At 71.3% G+C, this 21,549-nt stretch carries 23 protein-coding genes and 1 tRNA gene; 5 read left to right on the forward strand and 19 right to left on the reverse strand.

Annotated features, from left to right (window positions below; translation table 11 throughout):
- A partial coding sequence (locus B5M43_RS11325) for a transposase (protein ID WP_374198164.1) occupies nt 1-181 on the reverse strand: 181 nt, incomplete at its 3' end.
- Nucleotides 182-663: 482 nt separating this feature from the next.
- The gene (locus B5M43_RS11330) at nt 664-3,663 is read right to left on the reverse strand and encodes a DEAD/DEAH box helicase (RefSeq protein ID WP_134746250.1); all 3,000 of its coding nucleotides are present in this window, start codon (nt 3,661-3,663) and stop codon (nt 664-666) included.
- A 582-nt stretch (nt 3,664-4,245) separates the two neighbouring features.
- Here B5M43_RS11330 and B5M43_RS11335 point away from each other — a divergent pair.
- Nucleotides 4,246-4,911 (forward strand): DNA alkylation repair protein, encoded by a 666-nt coding sequence (locus B5M43_RS11335; protein WP_205829515.1) that lies wholly within the window; start codon nt 4,246-4,248, stop codon nt 4,909-4,911.
- Between the two features lie 2 nt (nt 4,912-4,913).
- Here B5M43_RS11335 and B5M43_RS11340 read toward each other — a convergent pair whose 3' ends face one another.
- Nucleotides 4,914-5,216, reverse strand: a complete 303-nt coding sequence (locus tag B5M43_RS11340; RefSeq protein ID WP_055993777.1) for a hypothetical protein — start codon at nt 5,214-5,216, stop codon at nt 4,914-4,916.
- A 229-nt stretch (nt 5,217-5,445) separates the two neighbouring features.
- Between B5M43_RS11340 and B5M43_RS11345 the strand changes: the two genes are divergently transcribed.
- Nucleotides 5,446-5,871, forward strand: coding sequence for a YciI family protein (locus B5M43_RS11345; protein WP_055993775.1), 426 nt, complete (start codon nt 5,446-5,448; stop codon nt 5,869-5,871).
- On the forward strand, nt 5,835-7,130 hold the full coding sequence (locus tag B5M43_RS11350; protein ID WP_134746249.1) for an RNA polymerase sigma factor: 1,296 nt from the start codon (nt 5,835-5,837) through the stop codon (nt 7,128-7,130). Before B5M43_RS11345 ends, B5M43_RS11350 begins: the two co-directional genes overlap by 37 nt.
- Nucleotides 7,131-7,138: 8 nt before the next feature.
- Here B5M43_RS11350 and B5M43_RS11355 read toward each other — a convergent pair whose 3' ends face one another.
- Together B5M43_RS11355 and B5M43_RS11360 are read right to left on the reverse strand one after the other, a co-directional pair.
- Nucleotides 7,139-7,951, reverse strand: a complete 813-nt coding sequence (locus tag B5M43_RS11355; protein WP_055993772.1) for a transglutaminase family protein — start codon at nt 7,949-7,951, stop codon at nt 7,139-7,141.
- On the reverse strand, nt 7,948-8,538 hold the full coding sequence (locus tag B5M43_RS11360) for an isochorismatase family protein (protein WP_055993769.1): 591 nt from the start codon (nt 8,536-8,538) through the stop codon (nt 7,948-7,950). The genes B5M43_RS11355 and B5M43_RS11360 overlap by 4 nt, the downstream gene beginning before the upstream one ends.
- A gap of 107 nt (nt 8,539-8,645) precedes the next feature.
- On the opposite strand from B5M43_RS11360, the gene B5M43_RS11365 reads away from it, so the two are divergent.
- Nucleotides 8,646-9,035, forward strand: coding sequence for a GyrI-like domain-containing protein (locus B5M43_RS11365; RefSeq protein WP_205829514.1), 390 nt, complete (start codon nt 8,646-8,648; stop codon nt 9,033-9,035).
- A 74-nt stretch (nt 9,036-9,109) separates the two neighbouring features.
- Here the strand turns inward: B5M43_RS11365 and B5M43_RS11370 are convergent, their stop codons facing one another.
- On the reverse strand, nt 9,110-9,526 hold the full coding sequence (locus B5M43_RS11370; protein ID WP_134746248.1) for a hypothetical protein: 417 nt from the start codon (nt 9,524-9,526) through the stop codon (nt 9,110-9,112).
- Between the two features lie 153 nt (nt 9,527-9,679).
- On the opposite strand from B5M43_RS11370, the gene B5M43_RS11375 reads away from it, so the two are divergent.
- On the forward strand, nt 9,680-10,399 hold the full coding sequence (locus tag B5M43_RS11375) for a DUF4230 domain-containing protein (RefSeq protein ID WP_134746247.1): 720 nt from the start codon (nt 9,680-9,682) through the stop codon (nt 10,397-10,399).
- Here B5M43_RS11375 and B5M43_RS11380 read toward each other — a convergent pair.
- The 13 genes from B5M43_RS11380 to B5M43_RS11440 all read right to left on the reverse strand — a co-directional run bounded on the left by B5M43_RS11380 (nt 10,380) and on the right by B5M43_RS11440 (nt 21,519).
- Nucleotides 10,380-10,820: a rhodanese-like domain-containing protein gene (locus B5M43_RS11380; RefSeq protein ID WP_055993882.1), complete on the reverse strand. Its 441-nt coding sequence runs from the start codon at nt 10,818-10,820 to the stop codon at nt 10,380-10,382. The genes B5M43_RS11375 and B5M43_RS11380 overlap by 20 nt on opposite strands.
- Nucleotides 10,821-10,959: 139 nt before the next feature.
- Nucleotides 10,960-11,032, reverse strand: a tRNA-Thr gene (locus B5M43_RS11385).
- Nucleotides 11,033-11,122: 90 nt separating this feature from the next.
- Entirely contained in the window at nt 11,123-12,685 is a 1,563-nt protein-coding gene (locus B5M43_RS11390) for an alpha/beta hydrolase (RefSeq protein ID WP_055993757.1), read from the reverse strand.
- Nucleotides 12,682-13,836: a DNA polymerase III subunit delta' gene (locus B5M43_RS11395; RefSeq protein WP_134746246.1), complete on the reverse strand. Its 1,155-nt coding sequence runs from the start codon at nt 13,834-13,836 to the stop codon at nt 12,682-12,684. Before B5M43_RS11395 ends, B5M43_RS11390 begins: the two co-directional genes overlap by 4 nt.
- Nucleotides 13,837-14,043: 207 nt before the next feature.
- Nucleotides 14,044-14,685, reverse strand: a complete 642-nt coding sequence (gene tmk / locus B5M43_RS11400) for a dTMP kinase (RefSeq protein WP_055993751.1) — start codon at nt 14,683-14,685, stop codon at nt 14,044-14,046.
- Nucleotides 14,682-17,546 carry a type I DNA topoisomerase gene (topA, locus tag B5M43_RS11405; protein WP_134746245.1) on the reverse strand — a complete coding sequence of 955 codons (2,865 nt, stop codon included), beginning with the start codon at nt 17,544-17,546 and terminating at the stop codon, nt 14,682-14,684. The genes tmk and topA overlap by 4 nt, the downstream gene beginning before the upstream one ends.
- 137 nt (nt 17,547-17,683) lie before the next feature.
- Nucleotides 17,684-18,544: a 3-methyl-2-oxobutanoate hydroxymethyltransferase gene (panB, locus tag B5M43_RS11410; protein WP_134746244.1), complete on the reverse strand. Its 861-nt coding sequence runs from the start codon at nt 18,542-18,544 to the stop codon at nt 17,684-17,686.
- On the reverse strand, nt 18,541-18,930 hold the full coding sequence (gene panD / locus B5M43_RS11415) for an aspartate 1-decarboxylase (RefSeq protein ID WP_055993742.1): 390 nt from the start codon (nt 18,928-18,930) through the stop codon (nt 18,541-18,543). The genes panB and panD overlap by 4 nt, the downstream gene beginning before the upstream one ends.
- Nucleotides 18,930-19,781: a pantoate--beta-alanine ligase gene (panC, locus tag B5M43_RS11420; protein WP_055993739.1), complete on the reverse strand. Its 852-nt coding sequence runs from the start codon at nt 19,779-19,781 to the stop codon at nt 18,930-18,932. Before panC ends, panD begins: the two co-directional genes overlap by 1 nt.
- On the reverse strand, nt 19,778-20,530 hold the full coding sequence (locus B5M43_RS11425; protein WP_134746243.1) for a DUF2520 domain-containing protein: 753 nt from the start codon (nt 20,528-20,530) through the stop codon (nt 19,778-19,780). Before B5M43_RS11425 ends, panC begins: the two co-directional genes overlap by 4 nt.
- Nucleotides 20,531-20,608: 78 nt before the next feature.
- Entirely contained in the window at nt 20,609-20,926 is a 318-nt protein-coding gene (locus tag B5M43_RS11430; RefSeq protein ID WP_055993733.1) for a hypothetical protein, read from the reverse strand.
- A gap of 12 nt (nt 20,927-20,938) precedes the next feature.
- Nucleotides 20,939-21,322, reverse strand: coding sequence for a TadE family type IV pilus minor pilin (locus B5M43_RS11435; protein WP_230667994.1), 384 nt, complete (start codon nt 21,320-21,322; stop codon nt 20,939-20,941).
- Nucleotides 21,319-21,519, reverse strand: a complete 201-nt coding sequence (locus B5M43_RS11440) for a DUF4244 domain-containing protein (protein WP_055993730.1) — start codon at nt 21,517-21,519, stop codon at nt 21,319-21,321. The genes B5M43_RS11435 and B5M43_RS11440 overlap by 4 nt, the downstream gene beginning before the upstream one ends.
- Nucleotides 21,520-21,549: the final 30 nt, after the last annotated feature.

Below are 21,549 nucleotides of genomic sequence, written 5' to 3' on the forward strand. Positions count from 1 at the left end.
CCGACTTCGTCACGCCGGGCTTGACCCCGGCTTCGACGTCGTCTTGGCGCATCCAGTTCTGCAGGCAGGTCTCGCTGATCCCGAAGTCCGCCGCGATCTTCCGCAACGGCACCCCGGCATCCCGACCACGAGCAACGCGAACCACGTCCTCACGGAACTCGCGCGGATAGGGCTTGGGCATGATGACATCCTCCCAGCGGCACCCTCAGGCACCACAGATCAGGTGTCACCTATTCGTTCAGCAGACCCCGATCTCGATGCGCTGCGGTTCCACGAAGTTGCGGAACTTCTGAACGGTGACCGCGACAAGCTTCACGTTTCCTCCTCGAATACCTTGCGTTCGCTCACACTAGCGAAGGGCTCCGACATTCGAGCATCCCTTGAGATGGGGCCTCGGGCGCCCGGCTCGAGCTCTCACTGGCTGCCGCCAGCCGCTCCGGCTTCTCCCCAGAATGTCTGGCCGCCCAGCGTGGTTGAGACATGGCCGAATCTCATCGCCGCCGCGAGCACCGCGGCGCGTGCGGGACTGCTTGACCGGATGCGCGCCCAAGAGGCGGCGGCTCGCCGCCATGCCGACGGATCGCACTCACTGGCGTTCCGTCACCGATCCGCTCCCGCCTTCGAGCCCTGGGCTATCGGGCGCGGTGAATGAGACGGAGCCCGTCACGGACTTGCGATGACCCGCAGCTTCATTCCGTGCGTCTCAACGAGGAAACGCTCGGTCCCGCCAAGCAGAGCGCGCATGTCCTCACTCGCGCGTGACTTGGACATCCCCGGCTGGACGATCGCGACGGCGACGTTGAGTGTCCGATAGCGCGCCTCGCGGGCGATGGCGGCGAGTGTCGCGATATCGCCAGCGATCAGGCCGCTCTTTCCAGAGCTCTGGCGCTGCTGCTCTCGGCGGAAGAGCCGCTTGGTGAGCAGCTCTGGGATCGACTTAGCGCGGTTCATCTTCATCGACTGCCCGCAGACGTCATACAGGTCGTCGATCCGAGCGCCCGGCTTGTCGCCGGACGAGTACTTGCAGTGCACCATCAAGACGTCGAGGGCATCCTCGGTCCTCTTTAGGAGAACAATGTCGGCCAGTTCGCCGGCGCCGTCGTCGTCGATGACGACCTCCCACTCGTGCTCTGCTGAGAGGGCTTGGATCGCGCGGTGCTGGATCGTGGCCGGGTCGCGATCGGTGCCTTGCGACTCGCGCTTGATGTCGACGCCAGACCAGTCGATCGTCTCGATGGCGTCGACTGGGAAGAGCCGTCGCTCGCGATCTGGCCGCAGCATGAATCCTTGTTCAACGAGGACCGCCTCGCCCTCGAACGTAATGAGCAGTCCGTTAGCGGTGAGGAAGGCTGCGAGGCTTCCTGCGCCCGCTGGCGTGATGATCTGCCCGTCTTCGGTAACGGGGCGGATAGTGGGCGGGTCGTCTTCATGAAAGTCGAACTCGAACTCGAGCTCCCACGCTGGTGTCTTGAGCTGGAACCGGAGCGGTTGGTCCGCCGTGTGATTGCTGAGGGAGAGCTCGGTGTCGAGCAGCGAGAACGACTGGTTTCCGTAGCTGACCTTGCGTCGCTCGCTGAATGTTGCGACGAGTTGATACGGCCACTCGATGGACAGGGGGACGTACGGCGGTCGCTCCCAGGCAGGCTCAGGAAGCAGGAAACCTGACATGACGGACTCCAGGGAGATGGATGTGTCCGTGATGGTGGGTCCGACCTGCGTTGCCCAGCGCACCCAGTCGTGGATGTCGCGAGCTTGTTCGTGGCTCCATACGCGCCCCTTGCGGGATGCCCCGAAGCTCACGGCTCGGCTGTCAGCAAAGCCGTGGGCGAAGATGTTGGTCTTCATTTTCGTGCCGCCTTCTCCGCGCCATGCGTGGAGTACGTCTTGGCCGACGTGCATGGAAAAGCGCCGGTTGCGGCTCACTGAGTCGAGGAGGCCGACGTTGGTGGGCACTCGGCGTTTGACCTTGGAGAGGATTCGGTACACCGTTTCGCCCTTGACCAAGGTGACGTCATCGCCGCCGATGGCTTTGGCGATGTCTTCGTGCATCGAGTCGTTGTTCGTGCTGTTGACGTACAGGAACCCGGCGGCATCGTCGACATGTACGACGTGGAGATGGTGGACGAGTTCGTTGAAGCTGGAGAAGTCGCCCCATCTGACGGGTGTCGCCTCTCGCGAGACCCACCACGCGACCTTGTCTTTGTTGTTGATGCCGATGCGGGTCGTCAGCAATCGGTCCTCGAATAGGTCGTAGATGCTCTCGGGGTTCCATGTCAGCGGCTTGGTGGACTGGTAGGTGACGGTGCTCATCTTCGGATGGATGCTGCGCATCGCGACTTCGCGGGGGACCGATCCAAACGCAAGCTCGAAGTCGGTTCGGTCCTTCTCCTGTCCGACGCCGTGCTCGGTCAGGTCGCGGATGACTTCATTCCAATCGGCGTCCTCGCCGTAGAGCTTGCGGAGCCGCTCGTCGACGCCAGCAACTTGAAGCGGTACGAATGCTGAGGCTTCTCCAAGTGACTCGTTGCCCACGCGGGTGAAGCGTCCGACGAACTGCAGGGTGACGGCAAGGCTCTTCTGGGGGTCATGGATCGCGGCGATCTTCAGCGCCGGGAGGTCGAAGCCTTCTCCGAGCATGTTGACGCACACGACGATTCGGCTCTCGCGGTTGAAGAGCTTGTCGCGGTGCTTGCTGCGGGTTGACTCGACCATTCCTGTGTCGATGCGGATTGGAGCGAATTCTGAGCCGAGCTCCTCGTAGAGCTTGATGATCTCCTTGGCTCGTTCCACGGAGCGGACACGCGCCATCAGGAGGTGATCCATCCCCGCTTCGACGTCGGCTCGAAGTTGCTCGACGGCAGCGATCGCTACGGCGCGGTCTGGCTCGGCGAGGTCGATCACTGAGCGGTAGTTGATTCTGGCGAAGTAGCCGTGTGCCTGGGCGAGGTGGAGCGGGTAGGCGTAGGCGATGCGGCCGCCGAGGTGACGCCCGTCCTCGCGATAGGGAGTCGCCGTGAATTGGACAACCTCCCGCCCATCGAACAGCTCGACGACCTGCCTCCATGTGCGGGCGCCCAGGTGGTGCGCTTCGTCGACGAACAGACGCTGACACGACCGAGCCAGGTACGAACGCGCCTCCTCCGAACACGCATTCAAGACTTGTGCAGTCGCCACGACCACGTTGGATCGCGCGAGAACCTGTTGAACCTGGTCGATAGTTTGGAGTCCGCTCTTGAGCACGAGAACGGCCGGGCACAAGAAGTCCCCGACGACGGCATGGACACGAGGCAGTACCCCGAGGGTCACGAACTTCTCCGCGATCTGAGTGCGCAGCGCGTCCGAGGGTACGACCACCAAAGTCTGGGCCGGTGAGTGGCAGTACGCCGCAAGCATCGTCTCGGTCTTGCCGGTCCCTGTCGGCATCACCACCGTGATCGGTTCATGCTCTTCGGTGGAGCGATAGGCCAAGATCGCGTGCAGGGCACCGAGTTGCGGCCGGCGGAGCCCGTCTTCTGTTTCGGTCTCTGCCGCGAACCGAAACCGCCCTTTGAGGGCGGTTTCCACGACTTCGGCGTCCTGCGGCTCTTCGGCGTGCGCTCCCGGACCTTCGCTGAGCCACCACAACTCGTTGCCGTCGATGTCACAACGCTCGATCGTCGTCACGCGGCACCCTTCGTCCCTGGTCTACGAAGTACCTCGGCCCGTTCTGACCTCGACTTCCCTTGATGTCAGTATGGCCGCGAGAACGGCCGCCTGGTCCGATTTCGCTCAGCGTGGCTGCTTCCGCGGGCGACGACCTCGCGGTCGAATCCGCCCGCCTTCCGCGAGCACAGCCGCACGCACCGTGTCGACATCGATCGACACGCGCTCGGCCACCTGAGCCAGTGTCATTCCTGCCTCGTAGAGCGACGCGGCTTGAGCACGCTTCCCGGCAGGCAGACCCGCCTCGCGGACCGGAACTCCAGCTCGCCGCGCGAGTTCGGGAACGGTCGCGCGGTGCACTCGGAACTTGGACGCGATCGCCGCGACTGGCATCCCCGCCACGTAGTCAGCGATCAGCTCGGCACGCTTGGCAGGGCTCAATCGGGTTTGAGACTTCACCGATTTCTTGACCACCGAACCGCGCGCATCGTGCCTCTCGGACGGTCGCGGCCGTGGTCGTCGCCCCTCAGGCCCGCGAAGAACACGGGAAATCAAGGTTTTCAGCGCAGGACGTGTGTTTGAGAACCGTCCGGGAAGGCCCACGTGTCTCCGACCGTCGCCGCCGTCCTGGCCGAGCTCGCCGCGCTGGAGGATCCGCGCATGCGGGAGGTCAACGAGCGGCACGGAGATGACCACGGCGTCAACCTCACGAAGCTGCGCGCGGTCGCAAAGGGCCTGAAGACCGATCAGGACCTCGCGGCCGAGCTGTGGGCGACCGACGTGACGCCGGCCATGCTGGTGGCGCTGCTGATCTGCCGGCCGAAGGCGTTCACGGCCGAGGAGATCGACCGGATGCTCCGCGAGGCACGCGCGCGCAAGGTGCAGGACTGGCTGATCAACTACGTCGCCAAGAAGAGCCCGCACGTTGAGCGGCTGCGCACGATGTGGCTGGGCGACGCCGACCCGGTCGTCGCGAGCGCGGGCTGGGCCCTCACGGCCGACACGGTGGTCAAGCGCCCCGACCAGGTGGACCTCGACGCGCTGCTCGACGAGATCGAGGCCGGCATGCGCGACGCGCACGAGCGCATCCAGTGGGAGATGAACACGACGCTCGCGATGATCGGCATCCACCACCCGGATCGCCGGGCGCGCGCGATCGACATCGGCGAGCGTCTCGAGGTGCTCAAGGACTACCCGACGCCGCCGAACTGCACCTCGCCCTACGCGCCCATCTGGATCGGCGAGATGGTGCGGCGGCAGGCGGGCTGACCTTACCCGCTCACCTCCTCGGCCGTGAGGACGATCCCGCCGAGCTCGCTGGCCGACTCGGCGAGCCGCGCGAGCCACTCCTGGTTGAGCTCGGGCGGATCGGACTCCTCGAACACGAAGCGCAGCGGGATGCCGGGGTGGATCCAGATGGTCGAGCGGCCGCCCTGCTCGGCGGGGTGCTTCCAGGAGACCGCGAAGCTCTCGCTGCGCCGCAGCTTGGCGAGGATCACGACCTTCAGGTGGGAGAGCGCACGGTCCTCGATGAGGATCGGCGGGTCGACGCTGTCGTAGATGAGGGTGCCCATGACCGGACGCTACGCCCCCTGGGGACCCCGCGGAACGGAGATTCCGTGGGCCTCCCGGCCATCGGGAGGCCCACGTGGACGGCGCCGGGAGACGGTCCGCCATGACGCGCGGAAGAACTTCTCGCGAGGATGTCGATCGGCGGTTCCGCCGCACGACGTATGGGTGAAAGGGTCGGAATCACGGCCCACTGAGGCGGCGCCGGAGGCGCCCAGGATCAAGGAGGACGACATGGCCAAGTACATGCTCATCATGCGCGCGACGGACGAGGCGGTCGCCGCGTACAGCGAGGTGCCGTTCGAGGAGGTGATCGCCGCGATGGGCGCGTTCAACGAGTCCATGATGAAGGCCGGCGTGATGGTCGGCGGCGACGGCCTCGCGCCCGAGCCGGGCCTCGTGGTGGACTTCTCGGCGACGCCGCCGGTGGTGACCGACGGCCCGTACGGCGAGACCAAGGAGCTGTTCAACGGGTTCTGGGTGCTCGAGGTGCCCACCATCGAGGAGGCGGCGGAGTGGGCCAAGCGCGCCCCGCTCACGCCCGGAAACAAGATCGAGATCCGCCGTGTGACGGGCCCCGAGGACTTCCCCGCCGACAACGAGTGGATCCAGAAGGAAGAGGGATGGCGCGAGGAGCAGGCCGCGCGCCAGCAGCAGTGAACGACGCCCCGATCGCCTCGACGGCCTCCCCGGATTCGGTGAGACGCGCCGTTGAGGCGGTCTGGCGCATCGAGTCCGCGCGCATCGTCGCGACGCTCACCCGCGTGACCGGGGACTTCTCCCTCGCCGAGGACGTGGCGCAGGAGGCCCTGGCCGAGGCGCTGGGCTCGTGGCCCGCGTCGGGCGTGCCTGCGAACCCCGGGGCGTGGCTGGTCGCGGTGGGCAAGCACCGGGCGATCGACCACTGGCGGCGGCAGGCGCGGCAGGACGAGCGCTACGCGCAGCTCGCGCGGGATCTCGACGAGGTCGACTCGCCCGCCTGGGATCCGGATCAGATCGAGGACGACGTCCTGCGCCTGATCTTCGTGGCGTGCCACCCCGTGCTCTCCCGCGAGGCGAGCATCGCGCTCACGCTGCGGGTCGTGGGCGGCCTCACGACCGAGGAGATCGCGCGGGCCTTCCTGGTGCCGGTCGCGACCGTGCAGCAGCGCATCGTCCGGGCCAAGAAGACCCTCGCCGCGGCGGCCATCCCATTCGAGGTGCCCACGCCCGACGAGTACCCCGCGCGACTGTCGGCCGTGCTCAGCGTGCTGTACCTCATCTTCAACGAGGGCTACGCGGCGAGCGCGGGCGCGACGTGGATGCGCACCGACCTGAGCCGCGAGGCGCTGCGGCTCGCGCGCGTGCTGGCGGGCCTCGCGCCGCGGGAGCCGGAGGCGCACGGACTCGTGGCCCTCATGGCGCTGAGCGCCGCGCGCTTCCCCGCGCGGCTGGACGCGGCCGGCGAGCCGGTGCTGCTCGCCGACCAGGACCGGACCCGCTGGGACCGCGGCCTGATCGCCCTGGGCCGGGACGCGCTCGCCCGCGGCGACGCCCTCGGTCGCGGCCGGGGCCCGTACGCGCTGCAGGCGGCCATCGCCGAGTGCCACGACGTGGCGACGTCGGTGGAGGACACGGACTGGGAGCGCATCGCGGTGCTGTACGAGGCCCTGGGCCGGATCGCTCCGTCCCCCGTGGTGGAGCTGAACCGCGCGGTGGCCGTGTCGATGTCCGAGGGCCCGGCGACCGCGCTGCGCATCGTGGACGGGCTCGGGCCGGCGCTGGCGGGCTACGCCCAGCTGCCCGGCGTGCGCGCCGAGCTGCTCATCCGGCTGGGCCGCATCGACGAGGCCCGCGCCGAGCTCGAGACCGCCGCGCGGCTGACCGCCAACGAGGGCGAGCGCGCGGTGTTCGAGCGCAAGCTGCGCGCCCTCGGCTGATCCGCTCGCTACGGCAGGCGCACGAGGCCCGCGCCGTCGTCGACGGCCAGGTCGCCGCGCACGGTCGCGAGGATCCGGTACGAGCGCAGCAGGATTGATCCGCCGTGGTTGTCGAGGAACGCGGTGTCGGCGGCGTCCCGGCCGGTCGCGATGCGCACGAGGCTCTGGCGCGGCGCGAGGCGGGTGGCGTCGAGAACCACCCACTCGCCGTCGATCAGCGCCTCGGCCACCGCGTGGAAGTCCATGGGACTGAGTCCGGGCGCGTACACCGCGGCGAGCCGGGCCGGGATGTTCAGCGCGCGCAGGATGGCGATCGTCAGGTGCGCGTAGTCGCGGCACACCCCCGCCCCGTCGAGCAGCGTGTCGATCGCGCTGTCGTTGACGTCGCTGACGCCGGGCACGTACCGCAGCCGCGAGGCCACGAAGCCGACGACCTCGCGGGCGAGCTCGGCGGCCGGCAGCGACCGGTCGAACTGAGACCCGACCAGGGCGAAGAAGCGGTCGGACTCGGCGTAGCGGCTCGGACGCAGGTAGACGGAGCGGTCGTGCGGCGTGACGGGCGTCGCTCCCCCGCCGGTCTCGACCGCGGCGCGGTACGAGACCTCGAGGTCCCCGGGCGTCAGCTGCATGCGGTGGATGCGCGCCCCGAGCGGATCCACCAGCTCCTCGAGTTCGACGGGCTCCCCGTCGAGCGTGACGGCGAGCTCCTCGTCGAGGCGGATGCCGGGCACGCGCGCGACCGCGATCTGCATCTCGAGCTCGGTGGGGGTCTGCACCTCGATGTCGAGGCCGACGGAGATGTCGCGCGCGGCGGCCGTCATGCGCGCTCGACCAGCTCGGCGCCGGCGTGGGCGAGCTCGGCCAGCGCGGCCTCGCTCGACTCGGCGCCGACCCCGGCGACGAGGTCGAGCAGGACGCGCACGTGCTGGCCGTGCTCGATCGCGTCGAGCGCCGTGGCCCGCACGCAGTGGTCGGTCGCGATGCCGACGACGTCGACCGTCTCGATTCCCCGATCGGCGAGGAGCTGCGCGACGGTCTCGCCGTCGTCGGTCGCGCCTTCGAACATCGAGTACGCCGGGCGCCCCTGGCCCTTCTTGACGTGGTGCGTGACCGCCGACGTTTCGAAGCCGGGGTCGTACTCCGCACCCTCGGTGCCCGCCACGCAGTGCGGCGGCCACGTGTCGACGAAGTCGGGCTGACCGGTGGCGCCGCCGAACGCGAAGTGGCCGCCGTTGTCGCCCTCCGCGTCATGCCAGTCGCGCGACGCGACGACCATCGCGTAGTCCGCGCCGCGCTCGGCCAGCAGACGCGTGACCCCCTCGGCGACGGCGTGGCCGCCCGTCACGCCGAGCACGCCGCCCTCGGTGAAGTCGTTCTGCACATCCACGATGAGAAGCGCCCTGGTCATATCTCGAGCGTACGCCGCACCCCGGCGGGCGGGGAGGCGGCGTGGGCGGTCGGCGGGCAGAATGAGGGCGTCGGATGACGGATGTCCCGGTCCCTGGGAGCGAGTGGATGAGCGAGAAGATCGACTTCAAGCGGACCCTTGACGCCTACCGCGCCCGGCGGGGCGACTTCCGGGTTGTCGACGTGCCGCCGCTGCAGTACCTGATGGTCGACGGGCACGGCGATCCGAACTCGTCGCCGGACTTCGCCGCGGCGGTCGAGGCCCTGTACCCCGTGGCCTATCGGCTCAAGTTCGCGAGCCGCGACCTCGGCCGGGACCACGTCGTGATGCCGCTCGAGGGCACGTGGTGGGCCGAGGACATGACGGCGTTCACCAGCGAGCGGGACAAGTCGCGCTGGAGCTGGACCCTCATGATCATGACGCCCGACTGGATCGACCCGGCGATGCTCGACGCCGCAGTCGCGACGGCCGTGGCCAAGGCCGGATCCCCGACCTGAGCGACTTCCGGCGCGTGCCGGCCGAGCGGCGACGCACCATCCTGCGGCAGCCCGTGGGGCCCGCGGAGGGCTGATCAGCCCGCGGCGAACATCGCCGCGATCTGCGCGACCAGGGTGAGCAGGCCCACGCCGCCGCTCGCGAGCGCGACCCCGCCCAGCAGGCGCGGCCACGGCGAGTGCGCGTCGAGCCTCACGTCGTCGCGGCTCCCCACCCGGTGATGCAGCGTCACCTCGTCGCCCTCGGCGGCCGCGCGCAGCTCGGCGGTCAGGGGCGCCTCGTGGACGCCGTCCTCCCCGAACCAGCGGACGACCTCGCGCGCTGAGGGATCCGCGGCATCCGGGTCGCCGATGATGACCGCCCGCACGGGGAGCCACGTCCCGTCCGCGAGCTTGACGATCAGCGCCGCGGCGCCGAACACCGCCGCCGCGCCGAGGCCGGCCCACGTCAGTATCTCCGTGATCGCGGCGAACGCCGCGCCCGCGCCGTTCATGCCGTGCGCGGCATGCGGCGGTCGCCTCGGACCCCTGCCGTCGCCGTCGCACTCACCGGACCAGTCTCTCAGGTGCCGGGCTCCCGCTGCGTCAGGATGTCGCGCGGCGCGACCGGCGTCCCGAGGAGGCGCCGCCGTGACTAGGCTTCCGGCATGGCCGACGCGACGCGCCCCCGACGCCGGATGCCCGCGTGGCTGGCCGGCGCCATCGGCTTCGTGCTCGCGCTGGTCCTCGTCGTGGGGATGGTCGCCGGCGTCGTCGGCGGGATGCGCGAGGGCGTGCGCGACGCGTTCCTCGGCGCCCTGCTGGACGACCTGAACCCCTTCTCCCGCAGCGAGCTGGACCGGTCGACCGAGCCCGTCCTCACGTCGCTGCGCGACCTCGCGCGGTTCGTGGCCGCCGAGGCCGAGTACGAGGTGCTGGTGGATCTGGAGTCGGATGTCGAGCACCTGCCGGCCTGGCTCGCCGGCGAGCGCCTCAGCCTGGTCGCGCACGGGACCGTCGAGGCGTACGTGGACTTCGAGACGCTCGACGCCCGCGCCATCCGGATCTCGCCCGACGGCGACGCCGTGACCGTCACGGTGCCCGAGCCGGAGCTCACCGAGCCGAGCATCGATCTGGATGCGAGCCACGTGCTCTCGCACGAGCGGGGGCTCATCGACCGGGTGGGCGATCTGCTCGCACCCGACACCGACGCGCGGCAGGAGGCGCTCGCGAAGGGCCGGGACGAGATCGCCGCCGCCGCGGCGGAGTCGGACCTGGCCGGGCGCGCGAAGGAGAACACGGCGCGGACGCTGGAGACGCTGCTCGCGTCGCTCGGCTACGCGCGCGTCACGGTCGAGTTCGGTCCGGTCAGCCCACCGGCGCGGTGAGCGGGTCGATCGGCCGGCGCGTGCGGCCGTCGGCGGTCTGCACCGCGAGACCCTCGCGCGCCCAGTACTCGAAGCCGCCGATCATCTCCTTGACGACGTAGCCGAGCCGGCTCAGCTCGAGAGCGGCCTTGGTGGCGCCGTTGCACGCGGGGCCCCAGCAGTAGACGACGAGGTTCGGAAGGCCCGCGAGCTCGGTGTGGCGCTGCGGGATCTCTCGGGCCGGCATGTGGATCGCCCCGGGCACGTGGCCCTGGTCGAACGAGGCCTGGGATCGCACGTCGACGATCGTGAGGGGCTCCCCCGCCGCGCGGGCGGCGGCGACGTCGGAGGGGTCGGTCTCGTGGCGGAGCCTGCGCGCGAAGTGCTCGACCGCCGAGGCGGTGTTGACGCCGTGCTGTGCGACGGTGGCGGATTCGGTCATGCGACCATCCCATCCGCTCGCGACGCGACCCGCGAGGCGCGCGACGGACATCCGCCGCCGAGATCCGGCCATCCAGGCCCGGGCCTCCGGGGCCGGGAAAACGAGAAGGCCCCCGGAGTGGAGTCCGGGGGCCTTGTCGAGCCGCCTGTCGGAATCGAACCGACGACCTATTCATTACGAGTGAATCGCTCTGCCGACTGAGCTAAGGCGGCGTGTGCGCGCTCACGCGGCACGATGAACCATCATACCCGATCCGGGACCGTGCTCCGAACCGCGGAGGGCGCCCGGGAACGTCGGCCGGTTCAGCGGCAGGTGAGCCCGTCCTGCGGGACGGTGCCGTCGACGAAGAACGCGTCGACGGCCCGGTCGATGCACTCGCTCTGGCCGTTGTAGGCGGTGTGGCCCTCGCCCTCGAACGTCATCATCACGCCGCTCGAGAGCTGGTCCGCGAGCGACACGGCCCACTCGTACGGTGTGGCCGGGTCGCCCGTGGTCCCGATCACGACGATGGGCGGGGCCCCCTCCGCCGCGATCGGCTCGCGCACGCCCGTCGGCTCGAACGGCCACACCTCGCACAGGCCGGGTCCCGACCAGTACGGCGCGATGGTGGGGGCCTCGCGGGCGATCAGGGCGTCGGCCGCGTCCAGCTCCTCCTGCGTCTCGTCCAGCGGGTAGTCCATGCAGTTGTACGCGTGGAACGCCTCGGTCGAGTTGTCGGCGTACTGCCCGTTCTCGCGGCCGTTGTAGAAGTCGGCCAGCATGAACGCGGTGGCCGGGTCGCCCTGCAGCACGCCCGTCAGCGCCTCGGTCAGATACGGCCAGTTCACCTCCGCGTACAGCGCGGCGATGATCGTCGTCATCAGCGTGTCGGCGCCGAGCTCACGCCCGTCGGCGGCCGGGATGGGCGCGCGGTCCACGGCGGCCAGCAGGGCCGCGAGATCGGCCATCGCCTGGTCGACGGTGCCGTCGAACGGGCATCCCTCGGCCGCGAGGCACGAGCCCATGTACGTGCGCAGCGCCCGCTCGAAGCCGAGAGCCTGCGTCGTGCCGACATCCGTTCCCGATACCGAGGGGTCGATCGCGCCGTCGAGCACGAGCCGGCCGACGCGGTCCGGGAAGAGCTTGGCGTAGGTGGCCCCGAGGAACGTCCCGTACGAGTAGCCGAGGTACGTGAGCTTCTCGTCGCCCAGCACGCCGCGCAGCAGGTCCATGTCGCGCGCCGACTGCTCCGTCGTGATGAACTCCAGCACGCCGCCGCTGTTCGCCTCGCAGGCCTCGGCGAAGCGCGTGTTGCGCTCCTCGAGCTCGCGCTCCCATTCCGGGGTGTCCCGCCTGTTCTCGGGCACGGAGTAGAGGAACTCGTCCATCGCGGGGGCGTCGAGGCAGCGCACGGCGGTCGATCCGCCCACCCCGCGCGGGTCGAAGCCGATGATGTCGTAGTTCTCCTGGAGCTCCTCGCTCACGGCGAAGTCGATGGTCTCGGCGATGAAGTCGACCCCGCCGCGGCCCGGGCCTCCCGGGTTCACCAGCAGCGATCCGAGCGGCTCGCCGCCGGTCGCCGGCTGGCGCACGATCGCCAGCTCGATCTCGCCCGCCTCGGGATCCGACCAGTCCAGGGGCGCGGTGACCGTGGCCTTCTCGAAGCCCGCGCCGCAGTCGGTCCAGTCGATCTGCTGCTCGTAGAACGGGCGCAGGTCGGCCGCGACGTCCGCCCCGACCTCGGGCTCGGCGACGCACGGACCGCCGGCCTCGCGCGGGATCTGGGAGTACAGGCACCCCGAGAGCGTGAGGGCGCCTGCGACGAGCAGCGCGAGCGCGGACAGGGGACGACGGATGGCGCGAGGGCCCCGGGGTGAGCGCGTCACGGCTTCCTTCCGCTGACGACCGTCACGAGGAGCGACTCGAGCGCGAGCGTGGGCTGCACGTTCTGCTCGAGCGCCTCGCGCGTCTCGGCGATGTGATCGAGGACGGTCAGGGTGCGCTCGGCCGGCCACGCGGCGGCCAGCGCGCGCAGGTCGTCGACGAGCTCGAGGTTGATGATGCCCTCGTCGCGCCGGAACTGGAGCATGACCACGTCGCGGTAGAGCGACTGCAGGTCGGTCAGCACCCGGTCGAGGCCGTCGCGCAGGCTGCGGGTGGCGCGGCGCTTCTGCTCGTCCTCAAGGGCCGACAGCTGGGCTCGGACCGCGGGCGGGATCTTCGACCCGTCCGGGATCCCGACCGTGCGCAGCAGCGACGCCCGCTCGGACTCGTCCCGCTCGGCGGTGAGGGCCTTGGCGTCGTCCGTGGCCGCCTGCACGATCTGCCCCGCGACCTCGACCACGTCGGCGATGCCGCGCACGCGCAGGACGGCCCGCAGGGTCTCGTCGCGGCGGCGGCGCGACGCCTCGTCGGTCGCGAGCCGCTGGGCCATGCCGATGTGGCGCTGCGCGTGCCGGGCCGCCTGCTCGGCAACGGCCGGGTCGGCTCCCGTGCGGGCCGTGATGAGCGCCGCGACCTGCTCGACCTCCGGCTCGCGCAGCCGCAGCACGCGCACCCGCGAGCGGATGGTCGGCAGCAGGTCGGCGTCGCTCGGCGCGCACAGGATCCAGACCGTGTCGGCGGGTGGCTCCTCGAGCGCCTTGAGCAGCACGTTCGACGTGCGCTCGGTCATCCGGTCGGCGTCCTCCATCAGCATCACGCGATAGCGCCCCGCGGACGGGGCGAGGTAGGAGCGGGCGGCCATGGCGCGCGCATCCTCGATCCGGATGATCACGCCCTCCGTGCGCAGCGCGGTGAGATCCGGATGGGTGCCCGCGAGCACCTGGCGCATGCCGTGCTCGTCGTCGGGCCCCGCGATCAGGGCCGCGGCGAACGCGCGCGCGAGGGGCGCGCGTCCCGAACCGGGAGGGCCGGTGATGAGCCACGCGTGCGCGAGCGCACCGGGATCGGCGGCCGCGGCGCGGAGGGTCTCGACGGCCTCGTCCTGCCCCCACACCTCGCCCCACGGCAGGGAGGGCGCGGCCACGGTGGTCATGCGCTCCAGCCTAACGGCGGCATGGGACGTTCTTTTCTAGAAGCGTCTCGCACGCTGCGGGGCCGCAAGCAGCACCCTTGCGAGCGAGGAACGTCGCTTCGCTCCGTTCGGCAGCGCTTCGCGCTGCGATTGGCCGCTCCGCGGCACGCTCGCTTCGCTCGCACGACAGACATGCCGACGGCGCCGTCGAGCGGCGGTGCACAGGGGTCAGAGCAGCGGGGTGACGCGGGCGCGGATGTCGGCGGCGAGGTCGGTGATCGGGCGGGAGGCGTCGAGCACCAGGAAGCGGTCGGGCTCGGCGGCGGCGAGCGCGAGGAAGGCCTCGCGCACGCGCGTGTGGAACTCCGCCTTCTCGGCCTCGAGCCGGTCGAAGGGCTTGTCGTCGGCGTCGAGCCGGGCGCGCGCGGCCGCCGGATCCAGGTCGAGCAGCACGGTCACGTCCGGGAGCGCGCCGTCGGTCGCCCACAGCGACAGGTCGCGCACCTCGGCGGGGTCGAGCACGCGGCCCGCGCCCTGGTACGCGACGGACGAGTCGAGGTAGCGATCCTGGATCACGACCTCGCCGCGCTCGAGCGCCGGCTTCACCAGCGACGCCACGTGGTGCGCGCGGTCCGCGGCGAACAGCAGCGCCTCGGCGCGCGGGCCGATGTCGCTCGTGCCGTCGGCGGCCCGGTGGTGCAGCACGAGCTCGCGCAGCGTGCGCCCGACGTCGGTGCCGCCCGGCTCGCGCGTGCGCACGACCGTACGGCCCGTGCTCTCGATCCACTCCTGCAGCAGGCGAGCCTGCGTGGTCTTCCCGGAGCCGTCGCCGCCCTCGAACGTGATCCAGAGCCCGGCGGACTCGGTCACTGGCCCTCCGCCGCCTTCTTCGCGCGGTTGGCGGCGCGCGTGGCCGCGGCCTTCTTGGCCGCCTCCGACCGCGAGGACGCCGTCGTGCCCGTCGTCTTCTTCGCCGCGGTCGTCTTCTTCGCCGCGGTCGTCTTCTTCGCCGTGGTCGTCTTCTTGGCCGCGGGGGCCTTCGCCGTGGTCTTCGCCGCCGCGCGACCGCGCTTGGGGGCGGGGCCCTTGGCGCGCTTCTCGGCGAGCATCTCGACCGCGCGCTCGAACGTCACGTCGTCTACGCTGGTGCCGCGCGGGATCGTCACGTTCGTCTCGCCGTCCGTGACGTACGGGCCGAACCGGCCGTCGCGCACGCGGATCGGCTTGCCGCTGACCGGATCCGCGTCGAACTCCTTGAGCGCGCTGGACGCCGTGCGACGGGCGCCGTACTTGGGCTGCTTGTAGATCTCGATCGCCTGCTCGAGCGTGACGTCGAAGATCTGGCTCTCGCTCTCGAGCGAGCGCGAGTCGGCGCCCTTCTTCAGGTACGGGCCGTAGCGGCCGTTCTGGGCCGTGATCTCCTCGCCCGTCTCGGGGTCGGCGCCCACGACGCGGGGCAGCGACAGGAGCTTGAGCGCCGTGTCGAGGTCGATCGTCTCGGGCGACATGGACTTGAACAGCGACGCCGTGCGGGGCTTGGGAGCGGCGGCCTTCTTGGCCGTGCGCTTCTTCGGCACCTCGTCGGCGACCTCGCCGGTCTCCTCGTCCACGGCGTCGGGGTCCACCGGATCCTGCTCCTGCACGTACGGACCGAAGCGGCCGTCCTTCACGACCACGAGCTTGCCGTTCTCGGGGTTCTCCCCCAGCACGCGGTCTCCGGCCACGGGCGCATCGATGAGCTCCTGCACCTTCTGGGCGGTGAGCTCGTCGGGCGCGAGGTCCTCGGGCACGTTGACGATGCGCGGCTTCTCGTCGGGCTTGGCCGGGTCGACGACCTCGATGTACGGACCGTACTTGCCGAACCGCAGCGTGGCGGTGTCGGTGAGGGGCGTGGCGTTCAGGGCGCGCGCGTCGATCTCGCCGAGGTTGTCGACGATGTTGCGCAGGCCTGGGTGCTCGCCGGATCCGAAGTAGAACGAGCGCAGCCACTCGACGCGCTTCTGCTCGCCGCGCGCGATCGCGTCGAGGTCGTCCTCGAGGGCGGCCGTGAAGTCGTAGTCGACCAGCTCGGCGAAGTGCTGCTCGAGCAGCCGCACGACGCTGAACGCCAGCCACGACGGCACGAGCGCCTGACCCCGCTTGGTCGCGTAGCCGCGGTCCAGGATCACGCCGATGATGCTCGCGAAGGTCGACGGGCGGCCGATGCCCTTCTCCTCGAGCGCCTTGACCAGGCTCGCCTCGGTGTAGCGAGGCGGCGGGGTGGTCGAGTGGCCCTTGGGGTCCGCGTCCGTGAGCGTGAGCGCGTCGCCCGCGGCCACCTTCGGCAGGGACTGGTTCTCGGCCTCGTCCGCGTCGCCGCGGCGCTCGTCGCGGCCCTCCTCGTACGCCTCGAGGAAGCCCTTGAACGTGTACACGGTGCCCGAGGCCGTGAACTCGGCCGTCTTGCCGTCCACCTGCGCCGCGAGCGTGACGGTCGTGGTCTCGAACTCGGCGTCGGACATCTGGCTCGCGACCGTGCGCTTCCAGATCAGGTCGTACATCCGCAGCTCGTCGCGGCCCAGCTCGCCCGCGACCTGCTTGGGCGTGCGGAACTGCTCGCCCGACGGGCGGATCGCCTCGTGCGCCTCCTGCGCGTTCTTGCTCTTGGACGCGTACACACGGGGCTTCAGCGGCACCGCGCGCTCGCCGTACAGCGCGACGGCCTGCTCGCGCGCGGCCTTGATCGCCTGCGCGCTGAGGTTCGTCGAGTCGGTGCGCATGTAGGTGATGTAGCCGCGCTCGTACAGGCTCTGCGCGACCGACATCGTGTTCTTCGCCGACAGGCCGAGCTTGCGGCCCGCCTCCTGCTGCAGCGTCGAGGTCGTGAACGGCGCGTACGGGCGACGCTTGCCCGGCTTGGCCTCGACCTTGGTGACGGTCGCCGTGCCGGCGGCCTCGATCGCCGCGGCGAGCGCGCGCGCATCCTGCTCGTTCAGCACGACGACGGCGCGCTTGAGCTGACCGCGGTCGTCGAAGTCGCGGCCGACGGCGAGCGAGGCGCCGTCCAGGCGGACCAGGCGCACCGTGAAGCCCTCGGCGTCGCGCGCGGCCCGCGCCTCGATGCCCCAGTAGTCCGCCGAGACGAACGCCATGCGCTCGCGCTCGCGGTCGACGATCAGGCGCGTGGCGGCGGACTGCACGCGGCCGGCGCTGAGCGCCTGGCCGCTGGCGCCGGTGCCGACCTTGCGCCACAGCACGGGCGACACGTCCCAGCCGTACAGGCGGTCCAGGATGCGCCGGGTCTCCTGCGCGTCGACGAGCGCGAGGTCGAGATCGCGCGTGCGCTCGACGGCGGCGCGGATGGCGTCCTTGGTGATCTCGTGGAACACCATGCGCTTGACCGGCACCTTGGGCTTGAGCGTCTCGAGCAGGTGCCACGCGATGGCCTCGCCCTCGCGATCCTCATCGGTGGCGAGCAGGACCTCCGACGCGTTCTTCACCGCCCGCTTGAGCTCGGAGACCGTCTTGGTCTTGCGGTCGCTGACGACGTAATAGGGGTCGAAGCCGTTGTCGATGTCGATCGAGTACTTGCCGTACGCGGCGCGATCCTTCTCGGGGATGTCGCGCTTGTCCGCGAGGTCACGGATGTGCCCGACGGAGCTGAGCACCTCGTATTCGTCGCCGAGGTAGCCCTGGATCGACCTCATCTTCGTCGGGGACTCGACGATGACGAGCTTCTTGCCTGATGACAACGGGTGTCCTTTCGTCGTTGCACACAATACATACAGCGCGCCTGAGCGCCGACTCAGGGGGATCGGCCCGTGAGGCGGCGGATGCGGCGCCGCGGCGATCCGTGTGCGGACGGCGGGATCGGGGCCGGTGCCCCGGATCAGAGGAGCTCGCGGAGCCGCTCAGCCTCGCCCGCGGCCATCGCATAGCCGTGCTCGGGCGCCGGATAGCGGCGCGACCGGACGTCGTCGGCGTAGGCCGCGACGCCGGCGACCATGGCGGCGCGCAGGTCGACGTAGCGCTTCACGAACCGCGCCGGGCGGCCCTCCGAGATGCCGAGCAGGTCGTGGAAGACGAGCACCTGCCCGTCCGTCCCGGGGCCGGCGCCGATCCCGATCACGGGGATGCGGAGCCCGGGCATGACCGCCTCGGTGACGTCGCCCGGGATCGCCTCGAACACGAGCGCGAAGCACCCCGCGTCCTGCAGCGCGAGCGCCGCGTCGCGGATGTCGCGCGCGGCCTCCGCCGTGCGGCCCTGCGCGCGGAAGTCCACCGCGGTCTGGGGCGTGAGGCCGACGTGCCCCATCACGGGGATGCCGGCTGCGACGATCGCGCGAGCCCGGTCGACGATCGCCCCGCCGCCCTCGATCTTGACCGCGTCGCATCCGGTGCTCTCGGCGAACCGTCGGGCGGTGGCGACGGCCTGCTCGTCCGAGTCCTCGTACGAGCCGAACGGCAGGTCGGCGACCATCAGGGGCGACGTGAGCCCGCGGCGGACGGCGGAGGCGAGCATGATCATCTCGTCCGCCGTGATCGGCACGGTGCTGTCGTAGCCGAGCACCGTCATGGCGGCCGAGTCGCCGACCAGCACGACGTCGACGCCGGCGGCGTCCGCGGCGCGCGCGCTCGGGTGGTCGTACGCGGTCACCATCACGATGGGCTCGCGTCGCGCCTTGCGCTCGGCGAGCGTCTCGATGGTCACGCGCGGGCGGGGCGACCCCGCGTCGGGGGCGTCGCTCATGCCGGCACGCCCCGCAGCTCGGCCACCGCGGCGTCGACGCCGATGACCCCGTTGGCGCGGTCGACGTGCACCACGGTCGGGATGTAGGCGTCGAGTTCGGTCTCGTCGTACTCCGCGTAGGAGATGACGATCACGGTGTCGCCCTGGTGGACGAGCCGCGCGGCCGCGCCGTTCACCTGCACGGCCCCGGAGCCCCGCTCGCCGGCGATCGTGTAGGTGACGAACCGGGAGCCGTTGTCGACGTCCACCACGTGCACCTGCTCGTGCTCGAGGATGTCGGCGGCGTCGAGCAGGTCGGCGTCGATCGTGATCGACCCGACGTAGTTCAGGTCGCTCCCCGTCACCGTCGCGCGGTGGATCTTCGACTTCAGCAGCGTGCGTCGCATCAGCGGTTCGCCTCCAGGATCCGGTTGTCGATGAGCCGCGCCGCGCCCACGCGCGCGGCCACGGCGAGGAGCGCGGCGCCGTCGACGCGGTCCAGCGGCCGCAGGTCGTCGGCGGAGCGCAGCTCCAGGTACTCGGGCTCGATGCCCTCGGCCGCGAGCTCGTCGCGGGCGGCCGACAGCAGGGCCGCGGCCGACGTCTCGCCCCCGGCGAACGCCCGCTCGGCTGCGGTGAGCGCGCGGTTCAGGGCGGTCGCCCGGCGGCGCGACTCGGCGTCGAGGTACACGTTGCGCGAGCTCATGGCCAGGCCGTCCGGCTCGCGGACGATCGGGCAGGCCACGATGCGGACCGGCAGGTCGAGGTCGCGCACCAGGCGGCGCACGACCAGCACCTGCTGCGCGTCCTTCTGCCCGAAGAACGCGACATCCGGGGTGACGATGGCGAAGAGCTTGGTCACGACCGTCGCGACGCCGTCGAAGTGGTGCGGGCCGCGGCTCGCGCCGCAGAGCACGTCGGTCAGGCCCGACACGTGGATGGTCGTCGCGAACCCGCTCGGGTACATCTCCTCGACCGAGGGCGCGAACACGATGTCGGCGCCGGCCTCGCGGGCCAGCTCGACGTCGCGCGCCTCGTCGCGCGGGTACGCGGCGAGGTCCTCGCTCGGCCCGAACTGCGTCGGGTTCACGAAGATCGACACGACCACGAGGTCGCTCTCGATCCGCGCCTGCCGGATGAGCGACAGGTGCCCCTCGTGGAAGGCGCCCATGGTGGGCACGAGGCCGACGACGTGGCCGTGGCTGCGCGCCTCGCCGACGGCGGCGCGGACCTCGGCGACGGTGCGGACGATCCTCATGGGGTGTCCTCCTTCTGCGCGGCCAGCGCGCGCGTGCGGTCGACGAGCACGTCGAACAGGGGTATCAACTCCGGGGCGGCCTCCGCGATTCCCTCGCGCTGGCGCTCGACCGTGCCCTCGTCGCCGCGCGCGACCGGGCCGGTGAGCGCGGCGGCGGGGCCGTGCGCGGCCCAGTTCTCCACGGTGGCCCGCACGAGCGGCGCGAGCAGGGCGCGCGCGTCCTCGGGCGCAAGTCCCGCCGCCCCCGCGACCTGCTCCGCGGCGGCCTGCAGCGTGACGAGGAAGTTCGACGCGATGGACGCGGCGGCGTGGTACGCCGCCCGCCGCGCGTCGTCGATGGGGAACGGCGTCGCGCCCAGGGCCTCGGCGAGGGCGCGGGCGGCGTCGAGCGCCTCGGGGGTCCGGCCCGCGACCGCGCAGCCGATCCCTCGGAACGCCTCACGGCCCTCGTCGCCCACGAACGCGCGCAGCGGATGCAGGCCGAAGTCGACGCCCGCGATCGGCGTCGCCCCGGACGTGTGCCCCACGAGACGCGCGGTGCCGGGCAGCGCGGCCGCCGCGTTCGCGATCTCCGCGTCGGGCACGCACAGCAGCACGACGTCGGCGTCGGGCACGGCCTCGCCCCGGGCGGTCGGGCCATGGACCTCGAAGCCCGATTCGGCGAGAGCGCGCGAGATCGCGCGGCCGAGGCGACCCGCCCCGACGACGGCGACCGTGCGGACGGCGGGCTGGGGTTCCGGGAGTGTCATCGTGGATGCGCGGAGGGGAAAGGGTCCGCTTGACCATTCTCACACAACCGCACCGGGTCCAGGATCGCGGCCCCGGGGTCAGGGCGGCGGGCCCGCTCGAGCGGTCGCGTGCACCGGCAGCCCGGCGAACCGGGCGGATGCCGTGACGGTCGCGATGAGCCCGTCGACCGCGCATGCGGTGATCGTCGCGCCCTGCGCGCCGGCGACCTCGGCCGCGCGGGCGCACGGGTCGCCCGGCACGGCGCCGCTCGCCGCGTCGGCCGCGGCGAGCGCGCTCGCGTCGGCGACGCCCGCGATCCGCTGGCTCTCGGCGGCGGCCGCACCGGACGCCGCGAGTCCCAGCATCAGCACGGCCGCGGCGCCGGCGGCGCCCGCCGCGAGCGCGGAGCCGGCCATGGCCTCTCCCCTCTAGAGTCCGCCGCCGAGCGCGCAGCTGGCCGCGCGGAGCGGGATCGGGACGCCGGCGACGCGCGCGTCGACCGACGCCGTGACGCACACGAGGTCGCCGCGCCGAGACGTCGCGGCGCGGGCTCCCGGGACCGCCTGCGCCACGACGCCGCTCGCGCGCCCCTCGGGCTCGCCGCGGGCCACGAGCCGGGCGGCGTCGGCCGCGACGTCCTGCAGCCGCACCTGGGTGGAGGCCGCCATGAGGGCGCCCACGCCGAGCAGGATCACGACCACGACGGCGGGCAGCGCGACCGCGAGCTCGGCGGCGACCGACCCGCGCTCCCCCGCGCCCTGCCCGCCGTCGGGGCCGCCCAGGCGGCGCCGCTGTGCGACGCGCCGGATCACGCGACCGTCAGCGCCCGGCGGACGAGGTCGGTGAGGATCTCGCGCACCTCGCCGGACCGCATGATCACGACGAGCACGCCCGCGAACGCGACCGCGGCCATCGTGACGATCGCGTACTCGGCGGTCGAGGCGCCGGTGTCGTCCGCGAGCAGGCCCCCGATGGTCGGGCGCGCGGAGGTGGGGATGGGTTCGGACATGACTCCTTCTTCCTGTCGGTGTCGGTTTCT

Origin of the sequence: Microbacterium sp. MEC084 (assembly GCF_004514465.2) — a bacterium.
Lineage (GTDB): Bacteria > Actinomycetota > Actinomycetes > Actinomycetales > Microbacteriaceae > Microbacterium.